This window comes from Plantactinospora sp. DSM 117369, assembly GCF_053764795.1.
This window is the reverse complement of record NZ_CM132446.1, coordinates 8,815,866-8,834,507: the sequence shown is the minus strand read 5'-3', so window position 1 is coordinate 8,834,507 and position 18,642 is coordinate 8,815,866. Positions and strand designations below refer to the sequence as shown.

Annotated in this window: 15 protein-coding genes; 11 read left to right on the top strand and 4 right to left on the bottom strand. The window is 73.2% G+C overall.

Annotated elements, in window-relative coordinates:
* Nucleotides 1–153: 153 nt before the first annotated feature.
* Nucleotides 154–951: a TetR/AcrR family transcriptional regulator gene (locus tag ACSMXO_RS37805; protein ID WP_455415669.1), complete on the bottom strand. Its 798-nt coding sequence runs from the start codon at nucleotides 949–951 to the stop codon at nucleotides 154–156.
* 263 nt (nucleotides 952–1,214) lie between these two features.
* Between ACSMXO_RS37805 and mfd the strand changes: the two genes are divergently transcribed.
* The 4 genes from mfd (at nucleotide 1,215) to ACSMXO_RS37785 (ending at nucleotide 8,271) form a co-directional block, all read left to right on the top strand.
* Nucleotides 1,215–4,850 (top strand): transcription-repair coupling factor, encoded by a 3,636-nt coding sequence (mfd, locus tag ACSMXO_RS37800; protein ID WP_455415668.1) that lies wholly within the window; start codon nucleotides 1,215–1,217, stop codon nucleotides 4,848–4,850.
* Nucleotides 4,851–4,863: 13 nt separating this feature from the next.
* Complete coding sequence (locus ACSMXO_RS37795; protein WP_346259235.1) at nucleotides 4,864–5,583, top strand: hypothetical protein; 720 nt, start codon at nucleotides 4,864–4,866, stop codon at nucleotides 5,581–5,583.
* Between the two features lie 73 nt (nucleotides 5,584–5,656).
* Nucleotides 5,657–6,661 carry a nucleoside triphosphate pyrophosphohydrolase gene (locus ACSMXO_RS37790; protein ID WP_455415667.1) on the top strand — a complete coding sequence of 335 codons (1,005 nt, stop codon included), beginning with the start codon at nucleotides 5,657–5,659 and terminating at the stop codon, nucleotides 6,659–6,661.
* Between the two features lie 245 nt (nucleotides 6,662–6,906).
* On the top strand, nucleotides 6,907–8,271 hold the full coding sequence (locus ACSMXO_RS37785) for a glycoside hydrolase family 6 protein (RefSeq protein ID WP_455415666.1): 1,365 nt from the start codon (nucleotides 6,907–6,909) through the stop codon (nucleotides 8,269–8,271).
* A 33-nt stretch (nucleotides 8,272–8,304) separates the two neighbouring features.
* Here the strand turns inward: ACSMXO_RS37785 and ACSMXO_RS37780 are convergent, their stop codons facing one another.
* Nucleotides 8,305–9,480 carry a glycoside hydrolase family 3 N-terminal domain-containing protein gene (locus tag ACSMXO_RS37780; RefSeq protein ID WP_455415665.1) on the bottom strand — a complete coding sequence of 392 codons (1,176 nt, stop codon included), beginning with the start codon at nucleotides 9,478–9,480 and terminating at the stop codon, nucleotides 8,305–8,307.
* Nucleotides 9,481–9,618: 138 nt separating this feature from the next.
* Entirely contained in the window at nucleotides 9,619–10,551 is a 933-nt protein-coding gene (locus ACSMXO_RS37775; RefSeq protein ID WP_455415664.1) for a DMT family transporter, read from the bottom strand.
* A gap of 149 nt (nucleotides 10,552–10,700) precedes the next feature.
* On the opposite strand from ACSMXO_RS37775, the gene ACSMXO_RS37770 reads away from it, so the two are divergent.
* Entirely contained in the window at nucleotides 10,701–12,338 is a 1,638-nt protein-coding gene (locus ACSMXO_RS37770; RefSeq protein WP_455415663.1) for a DUF885 domain-containing protein, read from the top strand.
* A 2-nt stretch (nucleotides 12,339–12,340) separates the two neighbouring features.
* Here the strand turns inward: ACSMXO_RS37770 and ACSMXO_RS37765 are convergent, their stop codons facing one another.
* A complete protein-coding gene (locus ACSMXO_RS37765; RefSeq protein ID WP_455415662.1) occupies nucleotides 12,341–13,060 on the bottom strand; it encodes a hypothetical protein in 720 nt (239 codons plus the stop codon).
* Between the two features lie 235 nt (nucleotides 13,061–13,295).
* Between ACSMXO_RS37765 and eno the strand changes: the two genes are divergently transcribed.
* The 6 genes from eno to ACSMXO_RS37735 all read left to right on the top strand — a co-directional run bounded on the left by eno (nucleotide 13,296) and on the right by ACSMXO_RS37735 (nucleotide 18,608).
* Entirely contained in the window at nucleotides 13,296–14,579 is a 1,284-nt protein-coding gene (eno, locus tag ACSMXO_RS37760) for a phosphopyruvate hydratase (protein ID WP_346259242.1), read from the top strand.
* Between the two features lie 33 nt (nucleotides 14,580–14,612).
* Nucleotides 14,613–15,293, top strand: a complete 681-nt coding sequence (locus tag ACSMXO_RS37755; protein WP_346259243.1) for an FtsB family cell division protein — start codon at nucleotides 14,613–14,615, stop codon at nucleotides 15,291–15,293.
* A 32-nt stretch (nucleotides 15,294–15,325) separates the two neighbouring features.
* A complete protein-coding gene (locus ACSMXO_RS37750; protein ID WP_346259340.1) occupies nucleotides 15,326–15,901 on the top strand; it encodes a DUF501 domain-containing protein in 576 nt (191 codons plus the stop codon).
* Nucleotides 15,898–16,431: an amino-acid N-acetyltransferase gene (locus tag ACSMXO_RS37745; RefSeq protein ID WP_346259244.1), complete on the top strand. Its 534-nt coding sequence runs from the start codon at nucleotides 15,898–15,900 to the stop codon at nucleotides 16,429–16,431. Before ACSMXO_RS37750 ends, ACSMXO_RS37745 begins: the two co-directional genes overlap by 4 nt.
* 147 nt (nucleotides 16,432–16,578) lie before the next feature.
* Nucleotides 16,579–17,733, top strand: coding sequence for an ROK family protein (locus tag ACSMXO_RS37740; RefSeq protein WP_455415661.1), 1,155 nt, complete (start codon nucleotides 16,579–16,581; stop codon nucleotides 17,731–17,733).
* Nucleotides 17,734–17,756: 23 nt separating this feature from the next.
* Nucleotides 17,757–18,608 (top strand): LacI family DNA-binding transcriptional regulator, encoded by an 852-nt coding sequence (locus ACSMXO_RS37735; protein ID WP_455415660.1) that lies wholly within the window; start codon nucleotides 17,757–17,759, stop codon nucleotides 18,606–18,608.
* The last annotated feature ends 34 nt before the right edge of the window (nucleotides 18,609–18,642 follow it).

The following is an 18,642-nucleotide window of genomic DNA, read 5'->3' as shown; positions in this document are numbered from 1 at the left end:
CGGGAGAGTATGCCGGCCGGGCTGGCCACGTACTCGTCGGCCGCGTCACCCCCGGCGGGTCCCCGGTGCCGCCCGCGCCCGGGTCGACCCGACCGAGTCGCCCGGTCAGCGGCGGCAGCGGCGGCAGCGGCGGCCCGGTCAGTGGCGGCCCGGTCAGCGGCGGCCGGATTCGACGGTGCGCTGGATGCCGTCGAGCAGCAGGCGCAGCCCGAACCGGTAGGCGTCGGCCATCGCGTCGGGGGTGTCGACGAACCCGCCGGCCTCCCAGGTGCGGTTCATCGCCGGGTAGCGCGCGACGTCGAAGTGCTCCGCCCAGAACGAGTCCCGGTCCGACCACCACTCGTCGGTCGACTGCCCGGTGGCCCGCTCCAACTGGTCGGTCTCGGCCTGCTGCCGGGCGGCGGCGTCGACGAAGGTGACGATCGCGTTTCCGGCGGCGACCGTCTGCCGGGCCGGCAGGCCGAGATCGGTCAGGGCCGCCAGCAGGTACTCCTGCTGGGCGAGCAGTCCCGGCCCGAGTGGTGGGCGGACGGTGGAGACCTCCCGGAGCCACGGGTGGCGCTGGTACATCGCCCGGGTCCGCTCGGCGTACAGCTCGATCCTGGCCCGCCAGCCCACCCGGCGTACGTCGTCCGGGCCCGGCAGGTCGCGTTCGGTCATCACCCCGTCGACCATCAGGTCGATCAACTCGGCCTTGCCCGGGACGTACGTGTAGAGCGACATCGTGCCGACGCCCAGTTCCTCGGCGATCCGGGCCATCGACATGGTGGCCAGGCCCTCCCGGTCGGCGAAGGCGATCGCGCCCTGCCGGATCTGCCATACCGTCAACCGGGGAGGGCGGCCCCGAGCGGGCTTGCCGGTGGCTCCCGGAGCGCCGGGCGACGGCTGGGCGGTCCAGAGCAACGCCAGGGTGCGGTCGGGATCCCCGCCGCCGCTGCGCTCCACCGGCATCGTCCGCCTCCTCTCGGGTACCGCCCGAATGTTACTTCCCGTATCCAATACGCGAATCGCCAGCCGGCATGCCAGCCGGCGACCGGCGCGGGTACCGGCCGTGGCACCGGGTTTGTCGGGCGCAGGGGATAGGCTTGACGGCGGCGTTGAGGAGGGGCCTCCCGGCACGGCAACGCCCCGGGTCCTGCCTCACCCCGCACCCCCCCCGCCCGGATCGGGCGTGGGGCACTTTCCGCGTGCCCATTTGCAAGGTTGTGATCTGCGTGCTCACCGGTCTGCTCACCGCCGCGCTCCGCGATCCCGCGCTGGCCCGGGCCCGCTCGTTGGCCCGCACCGGCGGCGCGGACGCCGACGGGCTCGACCTCACCGCCCCGCCCGCGCTGCGGCCCTTCCTGGTCGCCGCCGTGGCCGCGGGCGAGGAGGCGGGCGGCGCCGGGCGCCCGGTGCTCGCCGTCACCGCCACCACCCGGGAGGCCGACGACCTGGCCGGCGCGCTCGGCAGTCTGCTGCCGCCGGAGCAGGTCGTGGTCTACCCGGCCTGGGAGACCCTGCCGCACGAGCGGCTCTCGCCCCGCTCCGACACCGTCGGCCGGCGGCTCGGCGTGCTGCGCCGGCTGGCCCACCCTGATCTGGCCGAGCACGCCGGCCCGGTCCGGGTGGTCGTCGCCCCGGTCCGCTCGGTGTTGCAGCCGCAGCTCAAGGGGCTGGGCGACCTGGAGCCGGTCCGGCTCGCCGCCGGGGCCGAGGCCGGGCTGGAGGAGACCGCCCGCCGCCTCACCGACCTGGCGTACGCCCGGGTGGACCTGGTCACCAAGCGCGGGGAGTACGCCGTCCGGGGCGGCATCCTGGACGTCTTCCCGCCCACCGACGAGCACCCGTCCCGGGTCGAGTTTTGGGGCGACGAGGTGGAGGAGATCCGCACCTTCGCCGTCGCCGACCAGCGGACCATCGAGGCGGTACCGGCGCTCTGGGCGCCACCCTGCCGGGAGCTGCTGCTCACCGAGCCGGTCCGGCAGCGGGCCGCCGAGCTGGCCGAACAGCACCCGGAGCTGGCCGAGATCCTGGACAAACTCGCCGAGGGGATTCCGGTCGAGGGGATGGAGTCGCTCGCCCCGGCCCTGATCGGCAGCGACTCGCTCGAACTTCTCCTGCACTGCATGCCGGCCGGCAGCCACGTGCTGCTCTGCGACCCGGAGCGGATCCGGACCCGGGCGCACGACCTGGTGCGTACCTCGGCGGAGTTCCTGGAGGCGAGCTGGGCCGCGGCCGCCGTCGGGGGCCAGGCCCCGGTGGACCTCGGCGCCGCCGCCTTCAAGACCCTGGCGGAGGTACGCGCCACCGCCGCCGCCCTGCGCCAGCCCTGGTGGTCGGCGTCGCCGTTCGGCCTGGTCGAGGCGACTCCCGGCCCGGGCGCCACGGCCGAGCCGTGGGCGGTGGAGCCGGAGCCCGAGGTGACGGTGGTGCCGGACACCGGCGAGTCGCTGGCCCTGGCTGCCCAGCCGGTGCCGCTCTACCACGGCGAGACGGCCCGGGTGGTCGACGATCTGTTGCGCTGGGTCGGCGACGGCTGGGGGGTGGCACTGGTCTTCGAGGGGCACGGGCCGGCGCAGCGCGCCGTCGAGGTGCTTCGGGACGCCGGGCTCGGCGCCGCGCTGACCGAGAGCGTGCCGACCCCGCCGGCCGCCGGTGAGCTGATCGTCACCTGCGGCTCGCTCAACCACGGCTTCCTGGACACCGCGTCCCGGGTCGCGGTGGTGACCGGCAACGACATCACCGGTGGCCGGGGTTCGTCGACCCGGGACATGCGCAAGATGCCGAGCCGGCGGCGCAACACCATCGATCCGCTGGAGCTGCGGGCCGGCGACTACGTCGTGCACGAGCAGCACGGCATCGGCCGGTACGTCGAGCTGGTCCAGCGCACCGTCAACGGCGCCGACCGGGAATACCTGGTCATCGAGTACGCGGCCAGCAAGCGCGGCCAGCCCGGTGACCGGCTCTTCGTCCCCACCGACCAGCTCGACCAGCTCTCCCGGTACGTCGGCGGCGAGGCGCCCACCCTGCACAAGATGGGCGGCGCCGAGTGGCAGAAGGCCAAGGCGCGGGCCCGCAAGGCGGTCCGGGAGATCGCCGCCCAGCTCGTCCAGCTCTATGCCGCCCGTAAGGCGTCCAAGGGGCACGCCTTCGCCCCGGACAGCCCGTGGCAGCGGGAGCTGGAGGACGCCTTCCCGTACACCGAGACGCCGGACCAGCTCGCGGCGATCGAGGAGGTCAAGCGGGACATGGAGCAGTCGATCCCGATGGACCGGCTGATCTGCGGCGACGTCGGGTACGGCAAGACCGAGATCGCGGTCCGGGCCGCGTTCAAGGCGGTGCAGGACGGCAAGCAGGTGGCGGTGCTGGTCCCGACCACGCTGCTGGCCCAGCAGCACTACAACACCTTCGCCGAGCGGATGGGGCAGTTCCCGGTGCAGATCCGGCAGCTCTCCCGGTTCCAGACCCCGAAGGAGGCCGAGGCGACCCTGGCCGCCGCCGCCGACGGCAGCGCGGACATCGTGATCGGCACCCACCGGCTGCTCCAGTCGGCCACCCGGTTCAAGTCTCTCGGCATGGTGGTGGTGGACGAGGAGCAGCGGTTCGGGGTGGAGCACAAGGAGCACCTGAAGACGCTGCGTACCGCCGTGGACGTGTTGACCATGTCGGCGACGCCGATCCCGCGGACACTGGAGATGGCGATCACCGGCATCCGGGAGATGTCGACCATCGCCACCCCGCCGGAGGAGCGGCACCCGGTGCTGACCTTCGTCGGGGGGTACGACGACAAGCAGGTCGCCGCGGCGATCCACCGCGAGCTGCTCCGCGACGGGCAGGTCTTCTACCTGCACAACCGGGTCGAGTCGATCGACCGGGCGGCCCGGCGGATCCGGGAGCTGGTGCCGGAGGCCCGGGTCGCGGTGGCGCACGGCCAGATGGGCGAGGACGCCCTGGAGAAGGTCATGGTCGGCTTCTGGGAAAAGGAATACGACGTCCTGGTCTGCACCACGATCGTGGAGTCCGGCATCGACATCCCGAACGCCAACACCCTGATCGTGGAGCGGGCAGACCTGCTCGGGCTGGCCCAGTTGCACCAGATCCGGGGCCGGGTGGGCCGGGGCCGGGAGCGGGCGTACGCCTATTTCCTCTACCCGCCGGAGAAGCCGCTGACCGAGCACGCGCACGAGCGGCTGGCCACCATCGCCCAGCACACCGAGCTGGGCGCCGGGATGTACGTGGCAATGAAGGACCTGGAGATCCGGGGCGCCGGCAACCTGCTCGGCGGCGAGCAGTCCGGGCACATCGAGGGGGTCGGGTTCGACCTCTATGTCCGGATGGTCGGCGAGGCGGTGCAGGCGTTCAAGGGTGAGGCGCCGGAGGAGGAGGTCGACATCAAGATCGACCTTCCGGTCGACGCGCACCTGCCGCACGACTACATCGGGGTGGAGCGGCTCCGCCTGGAGATGTACCGCAAGCTCGCGCAGGCCCGGGACGCCGACCGGCTGACCGAGGTGGTGGCCGAGATGACCGACCGGTACGGCGAGCCGCCCGAGCAGGTCGCCAACCTGGTGGCGGTGGCCCGGTTCCGGCTGCTGGCCCGGGCGTACGGGCTCACCGACGTCTCGGCCCAGGGCCGGCACCTGCGGTTCTCCCCACTGCCGTTGCCGGACTCGAAGCAGCTCCGGCTCAAGCGCTACCACCCGGACGCGGTCTACAAGTCGGCGACCGACCAGGTGAGCGTGCCGCGCCCGACGACCCGGCGGATCGGCGGCGAGCCGCTGCGTGACCAGGCGCTGCTGGACTGGTGCGCCCAACTCCTCCGCGACGTGCTGGGTGACCCCGTGCCCGCGTCGCCGAGCGCTGCGTGAGAGAGTGTCGAGCATGCAGCGTGCCCGTCGTCTGGCTTCGATCGCGGTCATTGCCGTTCTCGGCACCACCGTCCTGTCCGCCTGCCGGTCCGACTCCAGCGTCGCCGTCTACCTCGGGGACAAGAAGATCACCGAGGACGAGGTGACCTCGGTGCTCGACGACGTCCGGAGCAAGGTGCCGCCGGGTGGGCACGAGCCGGGCGCCACGCCCGCGCCGGACGCCCCCGAGCTGAAGGCGCCGACCCGGGCCCAGGTGGTCGGCACCCTGGTGATGCGGGAGGTCTGCCTCAAGCTCGCCGCCGACAAGGGCTTCAAGCCGTCGGAGCAGGCCCCGATCGAGGAGGTCGCCCGGGCGACCGGCCTGCCGGCGGACTCGCGCTACGCGCGGCTCTTCTCCGAGCTGGACGCCTGCCGGGCCGGCATTCCGGTGAGCCAGCCGGTCGCCCCGACCCAGGATGAGCTGATGGACGTGGTGGCCCGGGGCCGGGCCGCCGGGGTGATCCCGCCGGACGCCAAGGACGGCGAGGCCGGGCAGCAGCTCGACGGTGACGTGCTGCGGCGCGCGCTGGCGATGCGCAACACCCTGACCGAGGCGCTGAACAGCTCCGACGTCACGGTCAACCCGCGCTACCGGCCGCTGGAATACCCGGTACTGACCTTCTCGGACAGCAGCCCGGCGCTGGTCGTGCCGATCGGCCAGTCCGGCGCCGACACCGTGGTCGACGCCCGCTGAGCGGCGCCCGACCCACCGCCCACGCCACCGGCCCTGCCGCGATGACTCCGCCGTCGACCAGTCTTACCGGCCGATGACCGCCGCACCGCCCGGCCCGGCCGGTCGGATCGTGCTGCTGGTCACCTCGCCCCGGCTGCCGGCCGGGCTGCTGACCGCGCCCGCCTGGGACGTCGTACGCGGTTTCCCGGTGCTGGCCGGCGCGGAGAGCGAACTGGCCACGGCGGTACGCGCGGCCGGGGCCGAGGTGACCGTCACCGGGACTCCGGTGCCGGACCTGCTGGCCACAGTCGCCGCGCACGGTACGGCGGTCTGGCTGGCCGGCCCGGCCGGCGACGAGGACCTGGCTCGGGAGCTGGGGCTGCGGCTGGCCCGCCAACCCGGGCTGGCCGAGCTGGAGCTGATGTACGGCTCCTGGGACCCGCCCGGTGCCCGGCTGCTCGACGCGGTCGCGGTGATGGACCGGCTCGCCTCGCCCGGCGGCGACCCGTGGAAGCGGGCGCAGACCCACGCCTCCCTGGCGCAGTATCTGCTCGAAGAGTGCTACGAGGCGTACGACGCCATCGCGGCGAACGATCTCGTCGCGCTCCGCGAGGAGCTGGGGGACGTGCTGTTGCAGGTGGTGCTGCACGCCCGGCTGGCGGAGAACCTGCCCGAGGACGAGCGCTGGTCGATCGACGACGTGGCCGGTGGCCTGGTGGCGAAGATGGTCCGGCGCAACCCGCACGTCTTCGCCGACACCGAGGTCGGCGGCATCGATGAGATCATCGAGAACTGGGAGCGGATCAAGCGGGCCGAGAAGCCCCGGGCCTCGGTGCTGGACGGGGTCGCGCTCTCCCAGCCGGCGCTGGCGCTGGCGGCGAAGGTGCTGCACCGGGTCGACCGGGCCGGGCTCGACCTGCCGCCGCCGAAGCCCGCCGCCGAGGCGGACGAGACGGTCCGGCTGGGCGCGAGCCTGCTGGAGACGGTGGCCCGGGCCCGGGCGGCGGGGCTGGACGCCGAGGCGGCGCTGCGCCAGGCGACCCTGGACTACGCGGCCACGGTCCGCGCGGCCGAACGGGATTCCGTCCCGCCGTCCTGACGCCGGGTCATCCCGGTCAGCGTCCCGGGAGCGACCGAGCGCCGCACCGCCGAGACGCCAGCTCGGAGAACCAGTCCGCCGGGCAGTGATTCGGCACCTTCGTGGAGCTGCGCGGACGGTGCGAGGGATGGCATGATGAATCGAAACATGTAGATGGTTGGCGACCCCTGCCGGTTACCGTGCCGCCGGCCGGAACCGGTCCGGGCCGTACCCCGGCGCCGACCCGTTGCTGAGGAGCCAGCGTCATGACCATGCCCCGTTCCGGACGCGTACCCGCCCGGGGCCGCACGGCCCTCGCCGCCCTCGCCGTACCCGTCCTCCTCGCGGGGGCGCTCGGCAGCGCCGGTCCGGCCGGCGCGGCCGATCCGCCGCACCGGGTGGCCAACCCGTACGCCGGAGCCCGGGTGTACGTGAATCCCGAGTGGTCCGCCCGGGCCGCCGCCGAGCCCGGTGGCGACGCGATCGCCGACCAGCCGACCGCCGTCTGGCTGGACCGGATCGCCGCGATCGAGGGACGGGACGGGGCGATGGGCCTGCGCGACCATCTGGACGCCGCCGTGGCGCAGCAGGCCGAGCTCGTACAGGTGACCCTCTACAACCTGCCGTCCCGCGACTGCGGCCGGCCGACCCCGCAGGGCGAACTCTCGATCGACCAACTCGACCGGTACCGGACGGAGTTCATCGATCCGATCGTCGAGATCCTCGCCGACACCCGCTACGCCGGCCTGCGGATCGTCGCCATCGTCGAGCCGAACTCGCTGCCCAACCTGGTCGTCAACACGAGCCCTCGGCACACCGCCACCTTGGCCTGCGACAGGGTGCGGGACCGGGGCACCTACCTGGACGGGATCGGGTACGCCCTGGCCCGGCTCGGCGCCCTGCCCCACGTCTACCCGTACCTGGACATCAGCCACCACGGCGAACTCGGCTGGCCGGACAACTCCGGCCCGGTGGCGGCACTGCTGCGCCAGGCCGCGACCACCGCGGGCAGCACGCTGGCGAACGTGCACGGCTTCGTCGCCAACACCGCGAACTACTCCGTGCTGCACGAGGAGTACTTCCGCGCCGACACCGTCGTCAACGGCCAGCCGGTGCACCAGTCGAGGTGGGTCGACTGGAACCCGTTCGTCGACGAGGTGCCGTACGCGCGTCACATGCGGGATCTGCTGGCCGGGGAGGGCTTCGCCGCGCAGGCGAGTCTGCTGGTCGACACCTCGCGCAACGGCTGGGGCGGCCCGGCCCGGCCCACCGGACCGGCGGCGACCACCGGCGACCTGAACGAGTACGTCGACCGAAGCCGGATCGACCGGCGGGCGTTCATCTCGAACTGGTGCAACCAGGCGGGCTCCGGCCTCGGCGAGCGGCCGGCCGTCGCCCCGGAGCCCGGCATCGACGCGTACGTGTGGGTCAAACCGCCCGGTGAGTCCGACGGTGCCGATGTCGACCGGGCGTGGGGCCAGCCGTACGAGCCGATGTGCGATCCCACCTACAACCCGTGGCCGGGCGGCTCCGTCCGCAGCACCGGGGCGCTGCCGGACGCTCCGCCGTTCCGGCAGTGGTTCCCGGCGCACTTCCGGCAGTTGCTGGCCAATGCCTGGCCGCCGCTGTGACCGGCGGTTACCGAGATAGCCCGGCGACCGGGGTCAGCGTTTCGGGCGCAGCGTGTCGACCCGGGCCACCGACTGGTCGATCCGCTGCTCGGTGAGGCGCCCGGAGCGGACCAGCCGGACGACGGTGTCGAGGGTCTGGCCGACGACGTTCGGGTCGTACTCCTGCTGGTTGCCGAAGACCAGCAGGTCGACGCCGGCCTCCAGGGCCAGCGCGACCGCCTCGTCCCGGCCGAACCGGCTGGTGATCGCCACGGCCTGCATGTCGTCGCTGACCACCGGGCCGCGCCAGCCGAGCCGGCCGCGCAGCAGGTCGGTGACGACCGCCCGGGACAGCGAGGCCGGCCGGTCCGGGTCGAGCTTCCGGTTGAGTACGTGCCCGACCAGTACCGAGTCGGCGGCGCCCTTGGCGATCAGCTTCTGGAACGGTTCGAGTTCGGTCTCCCGCCAGGAGTCGGTGACGTCGACGACGGCGAAGTCGGTGTTCCCGGTCGCGCTGCCCAGCCCGGGAAAGTGCTTGAGCGACGTGCGTACCCCGGCGGCCCGGTGCACCCGGACCTCCTCGGCCGCGTTCCGGACCACCACGTCCGGGTTGGCGGAGAAGCTGCGTTCGAGCGCGCCGACGGCGGGACTGTCCGGGCGTACGTTCAGGTCGACCACCGGCGCGTAGTTGAGGTTGACGCCGATCGAGGTGAGGCTGTGTACGAGCCCTTCCGCCCAGGCCCGGGTGGTCGGGATCGAGTCCGCCCGGCCGATCTCGGCCTGTGACCGGGTGGCCGGGAAGCCGTTGCCGGGGTTGAGCCGGGCGACCCGGCCGCCCTCCTGGTCGATCGAGACGAGCAGCCGGCCGGGTGACGCCTGTTTCAGGGCCTTCACCAGCGCGGTCACCTGACCGGGTGAGCTGACGTTGCGTACGGCGTCGGTCGTCAGGTCACGGTCGAAGAGGATGACGCCGCCGAGCCCCTCCCGGATCGCCGTGACGATCCACTCGGCCTCGGACGCCTGCTGGCCCCGGAAGCCGACCACCAGCAGGCTCGCGATCTTGCGGCGTAACGCCGCCTCGTCGCGCCGGGCCGGACCGCGCGGCCGGGACGGGGTGGGCGCGAGCCGCGCCGGGCTCGGGCCCGAGCCGCATCCGGAGGTACCCGCCGCCAGCGCGGCCGAGCCGAGGCCGGCGAGCAGCAGCCGGCGGCTGAGGCGGGCATCCTTCACCTGATCCACGCTACGGTCGGTGACCAGGGCCGCGCGGCACAATGCGGGCAGCGGGGCGAGTTCCGGGCCGGTCGGCGCAGGGGAGTCTCGGCTGTCCGCGCTCCGGCGCCGGCGCGCCGACGTTCCAACAGCCCCCGGCTAGCCGGTCCGGACGGCGGCGGTCTCCGCCGGGGTCCGGGCGCGGCGGCGGCCCGCGCTCAGCCCGACGGCGATGCCGACCGCCGCCACCAGCACGCCGGCGGTCTGCCCCAGGTGCGGCGGCCGACCGGCCTGGACCGCCGCGGTGAGCAGGGTGGCGATCGGCATCACCCCGACCAGTACCCCGGCCCGTTCCACCCCGAGCCTGCGCAGCCCGGTGAACCAGGCGAGGAAGGCGATCACGGTCATCATCGCCGCCAGGTAACCGAACGCGGCGGCCTCGGTGGGGGTGGGCAGCCGCCACCGGGCCAGCTCACCCGCCGGGACCGCCGCCAGCAGCAACAGCGGTACGGCCAGCGCGCAGCTGTACGCCGCGACGCGTACCGGCCCGAGCCGGGGCAGTACGGCCGCGGCCAGCAGCGAGAACGCGATCTCGCCGCCGAACGCCCCGAGCGAGGCGACGATCCCGACCGCGTCCGCCCGACCGCTGCCCTGCACCAGTGCGGTACCGGCGACGACGATCCCGGCCGCCGCGACCAGCCGCAGCGCCGGGCGGCGGCCACCGGTGAGCGGGCCGAGCAGGGCGAGCCCGAGCGGCGCGGCGCCGATGAAGGTGCCCACCACGGCCGGGTCGGCGTGCGGCAGCGCGACCAGGATGCAGGCGTTGAACCCGGCCATCCCGGTCAGTGCGAGCGTGGTCAGCAGCACCAGCTCCCGCCGGTTGGGCCGGCCGGGCGGGGGCGTGCCGCCGGCCAGCAGGCCGGGAAAGCGCCGGACCAGGGCGAACAGTACGGCGGCGGCCAGCGCGTAGCGGGCCGCCTGGCCGGTCAGGTGTGGATAGTCGAGGACGAGTTGACTGATCGAGACGGAGCTGCCGACCAGCACCATCCCGCTGACGCAGAGCAGCACCGCGACCGGGTTCGAGAGCTTCACCGGACCGACGCTAGGGCGCGATTGGTCCATGGGACAGGGCCAAACCAAGGCATCATGACAGGACCATTGGGTCCCGTACCGCGGGTCAACCGGCGGATCGGGCCGATGCGCCGGCCGACGGGGAGCGGCTGATCGTCTAGGTTTTCCCCATGCCACCATTCGTCCCGCTCGCCGAACGGATCGTCGACGCGCTCCTGGCGAGCGACCCCGAGCTGGCCTCGTCGGTCGGCGAGCACGGTCTCGACGACCAGTTGCCGGACCGGTCCGCCGACGCGGTGGCCGGGCGGGTGGCGATGCTGCGGGACGCCGCGCACGCGCTCTCCGAGGTGGACGCCGAGGAGTTGGACGTCCCGGAGCGGGTCGACCACGCCGTACTCACCGCCCTGGTCGACCGGGGGATCTTCGAGCTGACCGAGGTGCGGTCGCACGAGTGGAACCCGCTGGTGCACAACCCGGGGCCGCTGCTGCACGCGCTGGTCGCCCGGCCGTTCGCCCCGGTCGACGTACGGCTGACCAGCCTGGCCGGGCGGCTGGCCGCCGTACCCGACGCGCTGGCGACGGCGCGGGCCGTGCTCCGCGACGTACCCCGGATCCACGCCGAGACCGCCGTCGGGCAGTTCGAGGGCGCGGCGGCGCTGGTCCGGGGGCAGGTGCCGGCCCTGCTGGCCGAGGCGCCCGGCCTGCGCGACACGGTCGGGCCGGTCGCCCGGATGGCGGTCCGCGAGCTGACCGGGTTCGTCGAATGGCTCCGTGCCGGGCTGCGCGACGACGCCGGGCCGGGGCGGGACCCCCGGCTGGGGCGGCGGCTCTGGGAGGGGCGGCTCTGGCACACCCTGGACACCGAACTCGGCGCCCGGCAGGTGCTCGACTCCGCCTGGGCGAACCTGGAGCGGGTCACCGAGGAGATCCGGGCGGCGGCGGTCGAGCTGGTCGGTGGCCCGGCCTCGGACGAGACGGTACGCCAGGCGCTGGCGCTGCTCGCCGACGAGCACCCGGACAACTCCTCGGTGGTGCCGCTGGCCCGGACCGCCCTGGACGAGGTACTCGACTTCGTCGTCGACGCCGACCTGGTGTCGCTGGTCGACGACACCTGCGTGATCAAGGAGATGCCCGAGCACGACCGGGGGGTCGCGGTCGCCTACTGCGACGCGCCGGGGCCGCTGGAATCCGCCGCGGTGCCGACCTACTACTGCATCGCGCCGACCCCGGCGGACTGGCCCGCGACCCGGGTGGAGTCGTTCTTCCGGGAGTACAACGACCACATGATCCGCAACCTGACGGTGCACGAGGCGGTGCCGGGGCACTTCCTCCAACTGGCGCACGCCCGGCGCTACCGGGGCAGCAGCCGGGCCCGCGCGCTCGGCCACTCGGGTCCGTTCATCGAGGGCTGGGCGGTCTACGCCGAGGAGGCGATGGTCGCGCGCGGGTTCGGCGGCCTGGCGGTGCGGTTGCAGCAGCTCAAGATGCAGCTCCGGATGACCATCAACGCGATCCTCGACCAGTTGACGCACTGCGAGGAGCTGTCCGAGTCCGACGGGCTGGCGTTGATGACCGGGCGGGGCTTCCAGGAGGAGGGCGAGGCGGCCGGCAAGTGGCGTCGGGCCCTGCTCACCTCGACCCAGCTCTCCACCTATTTCGTCGGCTACCACCAGGTCGCCGGGATCGCCGCGCGCCGCCCGGACGGGGTGCCGGTCCGGCAGTGGCACGACGCGATGCTGGCGCACGGCTCCCCGTCGCCGCGCCACCTGCCCGCGCTGCTCGGCCTGGACGAGTACGACCTGGCGTGAGCTCAGGCGGGTGTCTGCTGGCCCGCCCCGGCGCGCCGGTCGATCAGTCCGGCACCGGCGGGCAGCTCGAAGGCGCTGCTCTCCACCGCGTCGCGGTAACGGCGGAGCGCCACCTCGAGTTCGGTGCCGTCGACCGTACCGGTGAAGCTGCCCAGCGCACCCTCGCTGGTGATGCAGGCGTCGAAGCCGGCCGCCGGGGCGTCGCTGAGCTGGTCGACCTCCACACAGGTGGCGTGCCGCCCGGCGACGGTGGTGTCGTACTGCCGGATCGTCGCGTCCGGGTCGAGCGCGGCGGCGGTGAGCAGGCCGACCACCACCGGTGGGGTGACCAGGCCGCGTTTGTTCATGTCGGCGAAAATGGTGACCGACGGCTTGGCGTTGGCCGGCGGGGGCGCGGTCAGCGTGCAGGTCGGTTTCCGGGTGCTGGTGTCGCAGGCCGTGGTCGCGTCCGTGGTGACCGTCAGCTTGCCGCCCGGATAGGTGTACGCCGCGCGTAGCGGGTCCTGCGACTGCGAGATCGAGGCGTTCTGGCCGCCGGGGAGCTGGTAGTCGGCGGAGTAGGTCAGCTCGTTGGACCGGTCCAGTCGGGCGGCCAGCTCGTTGACCAGGTCTGCCCGCCCGATCACCCGACCGGCGTCGTCCAGGGTCTGGCACCCGGAGACCGTCAGTACGGAAATGATCGCCCCCGCGAGTACCCGGAGTGAGATCGACACAACCGGCATGGCCCACAGCCTTCACGATCGGGTCAAGCGCGCGCAAACCGGTTCCCACGTACTGTGAAAGAAATCCACAAATGTCGGGTGGCCCCACGGTCGGGCGGCCGGGCCCGGAGGCAGCGCCCGGAGCCCCGGGCCCGACCGATAGGCTGCCTGCGGGAGCCTGCGCCGCACCGCCGCGACGGGGACGGACCACCATCGGTTGTCGATGGACAGACTTCAATTTTTGAGGAGCAGGACAGTGGCCACCATCGAGGGAATCGTCGCCCGGGAGATTCTCGACTCGCGCGGCAACCCGACCGTCGAGGTCGAGATCGGGCTGGACGACGGTACGGTCGCCCGCGCTGCGGTGCCGTCCGGCGCGTCCACCGGAGCCTTCGAGGCGATCGAGCTGCGCGACGGCGACAAGGACCGCTACAACGGCAAGGGCGTGGAGAAGGCGGTCGCCAACATCGAGGACCGGATCGTCGACCAGCTCGTCGGCTACGAGGCCAGCGAGCAGCGGCTGATCGACCAGAAGATGCTCGACATCGACGGCACCGACGACAAGTCGGAGCTGGGTGCCAACGCCATCCTCGGGGTCTCGCTGGCGGTGGCGAAGGCGGCGGCGAACAGCGCCGAGCTGAGCCTCTTCCGCTACCTGGGCGGCCCGCACGCGCACCTGCTGCCGGTGCCGATGATGAACATCCTCAACGGTGGCGCGCACGCCGACTCCAACGTCGACGTGCAGGAATTCATGATCGCCCCGATCGGCGCGCCCTCGTTCCGCGAGGCGCTGCGCTCGGGCGCCGAGGTCTACCACGCGCTCAAGTCGGTGCTGAAGAAGAAGGGCCTGGCCACCGGCCTCGGCGACGAGGGCGGCTTCGCCCCCGACCTGCCGACCAACTCCACCGCGCTCGACCTGATCGCCGAGGCGGTCGAGAAGGCCGGCTACCGGCTCGGCACCGACATCGTCTTCGCGCTCGACGTGGCCGCCACCGAGTTCTTCAACGACGGGGTCTACACCTTCGAGGGCGGCACCAAGACGGCGGACGAGATGACCGCCTACTACCAGAAGCTGGCCGACGACTACCCGATCGTCTCCATCGAGGACCCGCTCTCCGAGGACGACTGGTCCGGCTGGGCCGGGCTGACCGCCTCGCTCGGCGAGCGGGTGCAGATCGTCGGCGACGACCTCTTCGTCACCAACCCGCAGCGGATCGCCCGGGGCATCGCGGAGCGGACCGCCAACGCCGTACTGGTCAAGGTGAACCAGATCGGTTCGTTGACCGAAACCTTCGAGGCGGTCGACATGGCGCACCGGGCCGGCTTCAAGTGCATGATGAGCCACCGCTCCGGCGAGACCGAGGACACCACCATCGCCGACCTGGCGGTGGCCACCGGCTGCGGCCAGATCAAGACCGGTGCGCCGGCCCGCTCCGACCGGGTGGCGAAATACAACCAGCTACTGCGGATCGAGGAGGAGCTGGCCGACGCGGCGCGGTACGCCGGCACCGGAGCGTTTCCGCGTTACCGTTCGAACTGACTGGTCAGCCTTTGGGGGAGGGGTGCGACGGCGATGACGCAACGCCGTACGCCGAGCGGGCAGGGCCCGGCTCGACGGCCGGATCGCGGTGGCCGGTCCGGGACGTCCCGGACCGGCCGTGCCTCGGGTCGGGATTCCGGGTCCCGGGCCGAGCCGCGACAGGGCCAGGCCCGCTCCTCCGGAGCCACCCGGGCCACCGGTACGACCCGGGCCGCCGGCACCGGCCGGGGCGCGGACGGCTCCCGCTCGGGCAGCCGGCCCGCGGCCGCCCGCCGGACCGTCGCCGCCCGCGCCGTGAAGCGGACGTACGCCCAGCACCCCCGGCGCTACACCGGCCGGGCGACCGTACTCGCCGGGGTGCTGGTGGCGCTCGCCCTCGCGTACACCTATCCGGTGCGGGTCTATCTCGACCAGCAGTCCGACATCGCCCGGATCGAGGCGGCCCAGCAGGCGCAGCGCGAAGTCATCGGTGACCTGACCGAGGAGGCGGCGCTCTGGGACGACCCGGAATACGTGAAGATCCAGGCGAGGGAGCGGTTCTACATGGTGCTGCCCGGCGAGGTGCCGCTGGTGGTGCTCACCGATCACAAGGGTGCCGCCCGGGACGCCGGAGTCGATCCGTCGGCGGCCGAACGGGCCCCGGAGCCCTGGTACGACACCCTCTGGTCCAGCGTGCAGGCCGCCAACGAGCAGCCGGACCGGACCGGCCGGTGAGCCGTCCCGACCCGGTCGGCGTACCCGGTGGAGTGGGTCGTCCCGGCGCGGAGCCGGCGGCGGCCGGCGTGCCGGCACCGGTGCGGGAGCCGGCCACCGACGCGGACCTGGCGGCGGTCGCCGCCCAGCTCGGCCGGACCCCGCGCGGCACCCGCGCGGTGGCGCACCGCTGCCCGTGCGGCCAGCCCGACGTGGTGGAGACCACCCCCCGGCTCGCCGACGGCACACCCTTCCCCACCCTCTTCTACCTGACCTGCCCGCGAGCGGTGGCCGGGTGCAGCCGGCTGGAGTCCGCCGGGCTGATGCGCGAGATGCAGGAGCGGCTGGGCACCGATCCCGAGCTGGCCGAGCGCTACCTGGCGGCGCACCGGGACTACCTGACCCGGCGGGAGGCGATCGGCACCGTGCCGGAGATCGACGGGATCTCGGCCGGCGGCATGCCGGGCCGGGTGAAGTGCCTGCACGTGCACCTCGGGCACGCGCTGGCCGCCGGCCCCGGCGTCAACCCGTTCGGCGACGAGGTGCTGGAGCTGCTCGAACAGTGGTGGGCCGACGGTCCGTGCGTCGAGCCGGTGCCCTCGGCCCGGTCGGCGGAGCCGACCGGATGACCGGCGGCGAGCCGGCGCCGGTCCCGGCCGAGCTGGTCATCCGGCGGGCCCGGACCGCCGACGTACGCGGGATCCGGGATCTGATCGACACCTACAGTCCGGAGCGGCGGCTGCTCAGCAAGGCCACCGTCACGCTCTACGAGGACGTCCAGGAGTTCTGGGTCGCGGTGGATCCGGCCGACGGCACGGTGGTCGGTTGCGGTGCCCTGCACGTGATGTGGGAGGACCTGGCCGAGATCCGGACGGTGGCGGTGCACCCGGCGCACCGGGGCCGCAAGATCGGCCAGCGGATCGTGGCGGAGCTGCTGACCACCGCCCGCGAGCTGGGCGTCGCCCGGGTCTTCGTGCTCACCTTCGAGACCCGGTTCTTCGCCGCCTTCGGTTTCGTCGAGATCGACGGGGCGCCGGTGCCGCAGGCGGTCTTCGAGCAACTGCTCCGCTCCTACGACGAGGGCGTCGCCGAGTTCCTCGGCCTGGAACGGGTCAAGCCGAACACCCTCGGCAACGTCCGGATGCTGCTGCGGCTCTGAGAGCCAGCCGGTCCTTGTATACTTTGCTGGGTCATCTACCCGGCTCGTGGCAGAGGAGCAGTGAGCGGACGAGTAGCGAGCAAACCGCATGCGAGCAGTAGGGCAGCGGTCCTCGACGCTATCCGGGCGGCCGGCACGATCAGCCGGGTGGGCCTGATCAACGCCACCGGCTTCACCGCACCCACGATCTCCAACCTCGTCCGCAAACTCATCAACGAGGGTCTGGTCGTCGAGACCGGCCACGCCGAGTCGACCGGTGGCAAGCGCAGGGTCCTGCTCCAGCTCAACCACGCCTCCCGGTACGCGGTGGGTGTGCACCTGGACAACGACGTGCTGACGTACGTCCTGACCAACCTCGCCGGGGTCGCGGTGGCCCGGATCGCCCGGCCCGGCGCCGGCGCCGGTGCCGAGGAACCGCCGGCCGTGGTGGCCCGGATCGCGGCCGAGATAGCGACGCTGATCGACAGCGTCGGCCTGGAGCGTGCCCGGGTACTCGGCCTCGGCCTGGTCCTCCCCGGCCCCTCCATCCGGCAGTGGGAGGGATTCCCGCTGGGCCCGGCGCTGGAGCAGGCGACGACGTTGCCCGTGGTGCTCGACAACGACGCGACCGCGGCGGCGCTGGGCGAGCACTGGGCCGGCGGGTTCGGGGCCGCGACGGCGGCGGCCGCGCTCTACATGGGAACCGGGATCGGCGCCGGGCTGGTCCTCAACGGCATCACCTACCGGGGTCCGAGCGGCAGCGCCGGCGAGTTGGGGCACGTGTGCGTACACGCGGACGGCCCGCGCTGCTGGTGTGGTGGCCGTGGCTGCGTGGAGGCGGTCGCCGGTCCGGCGGCCGTGGTCGCCGCCGGGCGTGCGGACGCGGCACTGGCCGGCGCGCTGGGCCTGCGGGGTGGCGCGGAGCAGACCTCGGTGGCGACGGACTTCGCCACGATCAGCCGGGCCGCCCGGCGGGGCGAGCCGCGGGCGCTGGCGTTGCTGGAGAGATCCGCCCGGTATGTCGCGACGGCCACCCGCACCCTGGTCACCATCATGGACCTCGAAGTCGTCGTGTTGACCGGGCCGAGTTTTGCCGTCGCCGGCTCGGTCTACCTTCCGGTCGTACGCCAGGAACTGCACGGCCACCTCGCCCGTTCGGCGCCCACCGTGGACGTGCGGTTGTCGCGGTCCGCCGCGACGGCCTGCGCCATCGGTGCCGCCACACTCGTCCTGGAGTCCGAGTTGGTTCCGCTGCGGCAGGGCCTTCGGTTGCCCGGACCGCTCGACTCCGAGCCCGTGCCGCGCACCGAGTCGGCCGGCTGAACCCACACCAGGCGGGAGAGCGGATGAGAGCCACGAGCGCGGTCGGCCTGGTGCTCGCCCGGCCACCCCGGCTGCTCGGTGCCGAGCCCTTCTTCATGGAGTTCATCGCCGGCATCGAGGAACGGCTCGCGGAGCAGGGGCGGTCGGTGCTGTTGCACATCGTTGCCAACCACACTGCGGAGATCGCGGCGTACCGGCGGTGGGCGGGGCAGCAACTCGTCGACGCCGTGGTACTGGTGAATCCGGTCGTCGACGACACCCGGCCGGCGGTGCTGCGCGAACTCGGTCTACCCGTGGTCGTCGCGGGAGAGGTCGCCGGCGACCTCCCGGCCGTACGCCGGGACGACGTCGGCTCGGTGCGGGCGGCGCTGGCGCACCTGCTCGACCTGGGGCATCGCCGGATCGCCCGGGTCAGCGGCCCCGAGACCCTGCGACACACCCGGACCCGCACCGCCGCCCTGCTGGAGGCGGCACGCTCGGCCGGCGTCACCGCAGAGATGGTGGCGGGCGACTACTCGGAGGAGTCGGGCGCGAAGCTCACCGCCGCGCTGCTGGGCGGTTCCGAGCCGCCCAGCGCGATCGTCTACGACAACGACCTGATGGCGCTCGCCGGCCTGAACACCGCCAAGGAACTGGGTCTGGAGATTCCCCGCGACCTCAGCCTGATCGCCTGGGACGACTCCAGCCTGTGCCGGCTGGCGTCACCGCCGCTCACCACGATGAGTCTCGACGTGCACCTGTTCGGCGACCTGGTGGCCGAGTCCGTACTGCGGCTGATCGACGGGCAGCCGGTCCCGCAGCGGTGGTGCGAGACCGAGACCGTCGTCGCCCGGGGGACGACCGCGGCACCCGGTCCCCGCCACCAGGTCGCTTGACTTAGTGAGCTTAATAAAGAAAGCTCCTTCACGC

Excerpts from the sequence above, each read along its gene's own strand:
- ACSMXO_RS37805 (WP_455415669.1), bottom strand. The coding sequence starts at position 951 with ATGCCGGTGGAGCGCAGCGGCGGCGGGGATCCCGACCGCACCCTGGCG.
- ACSMXO_RS37795 (WP_346259235.1), top strand. The coding sequence starts at position 4,864 with ATGCAGCGTGCCCGTCGTCTGGCTTCGATCGCGGTCATTGCCGTTCTC.
- ACSMXO_RS37790 (WP_455415667.1), top strand. The coding sequence starts at position 5,657 with ATGACCGCCGCACCGCCCGGCCCGGCCGGTCGGATCGTGCTGCTGGTC.
- ACSMXO_RS37785 (WP_455415666.1), top strand. The coding sequence starts at position 6,907 with ATGACCATGCCCCGTTCCGGACGCGTACCCGCCCGGGGCCGCACGGCC.
- ACSMXO_RS37770 (WP_455415663.1), top strand. The coding sequence starts at position 10,701 with ATGCCACCATTCGTCCCGCTCGCCGAACGGATCGTCGACGCGCTCCTG.
- ACSMXO_RS37765 (WP_455415662.1), bottom strand. The coding sequence starts at position 13,060 with ATGCCGGTTGTGTCGATCTCACTCCGGGTACTCGCGGGGGCGATCATT.
- ACSMXO_RS37755 (WP_346259243.1), top strand. The coding sequence starts at position 14,613 with ATGACGCAACGCCGTACGCCGAGCGGGCAGGGCCCGGCTCGACGGCCG.
- ACSMXO_RS37745 (WP_346259244.1), top strand. The coding sequence starts at position 15,898 with ATGACCGGCGGCGAGCCGGCGCCGGTCCCGGCCGAGCTGGTCATCCGG.
- ACSMXO_RS37735 (WP_455415660.1), top strand. The coding sequence starts at position 17,757 with ATGAGAGCCACGAGCGCGGTCGGCCTGGTGCTCGCCCGGCCACCCCGG.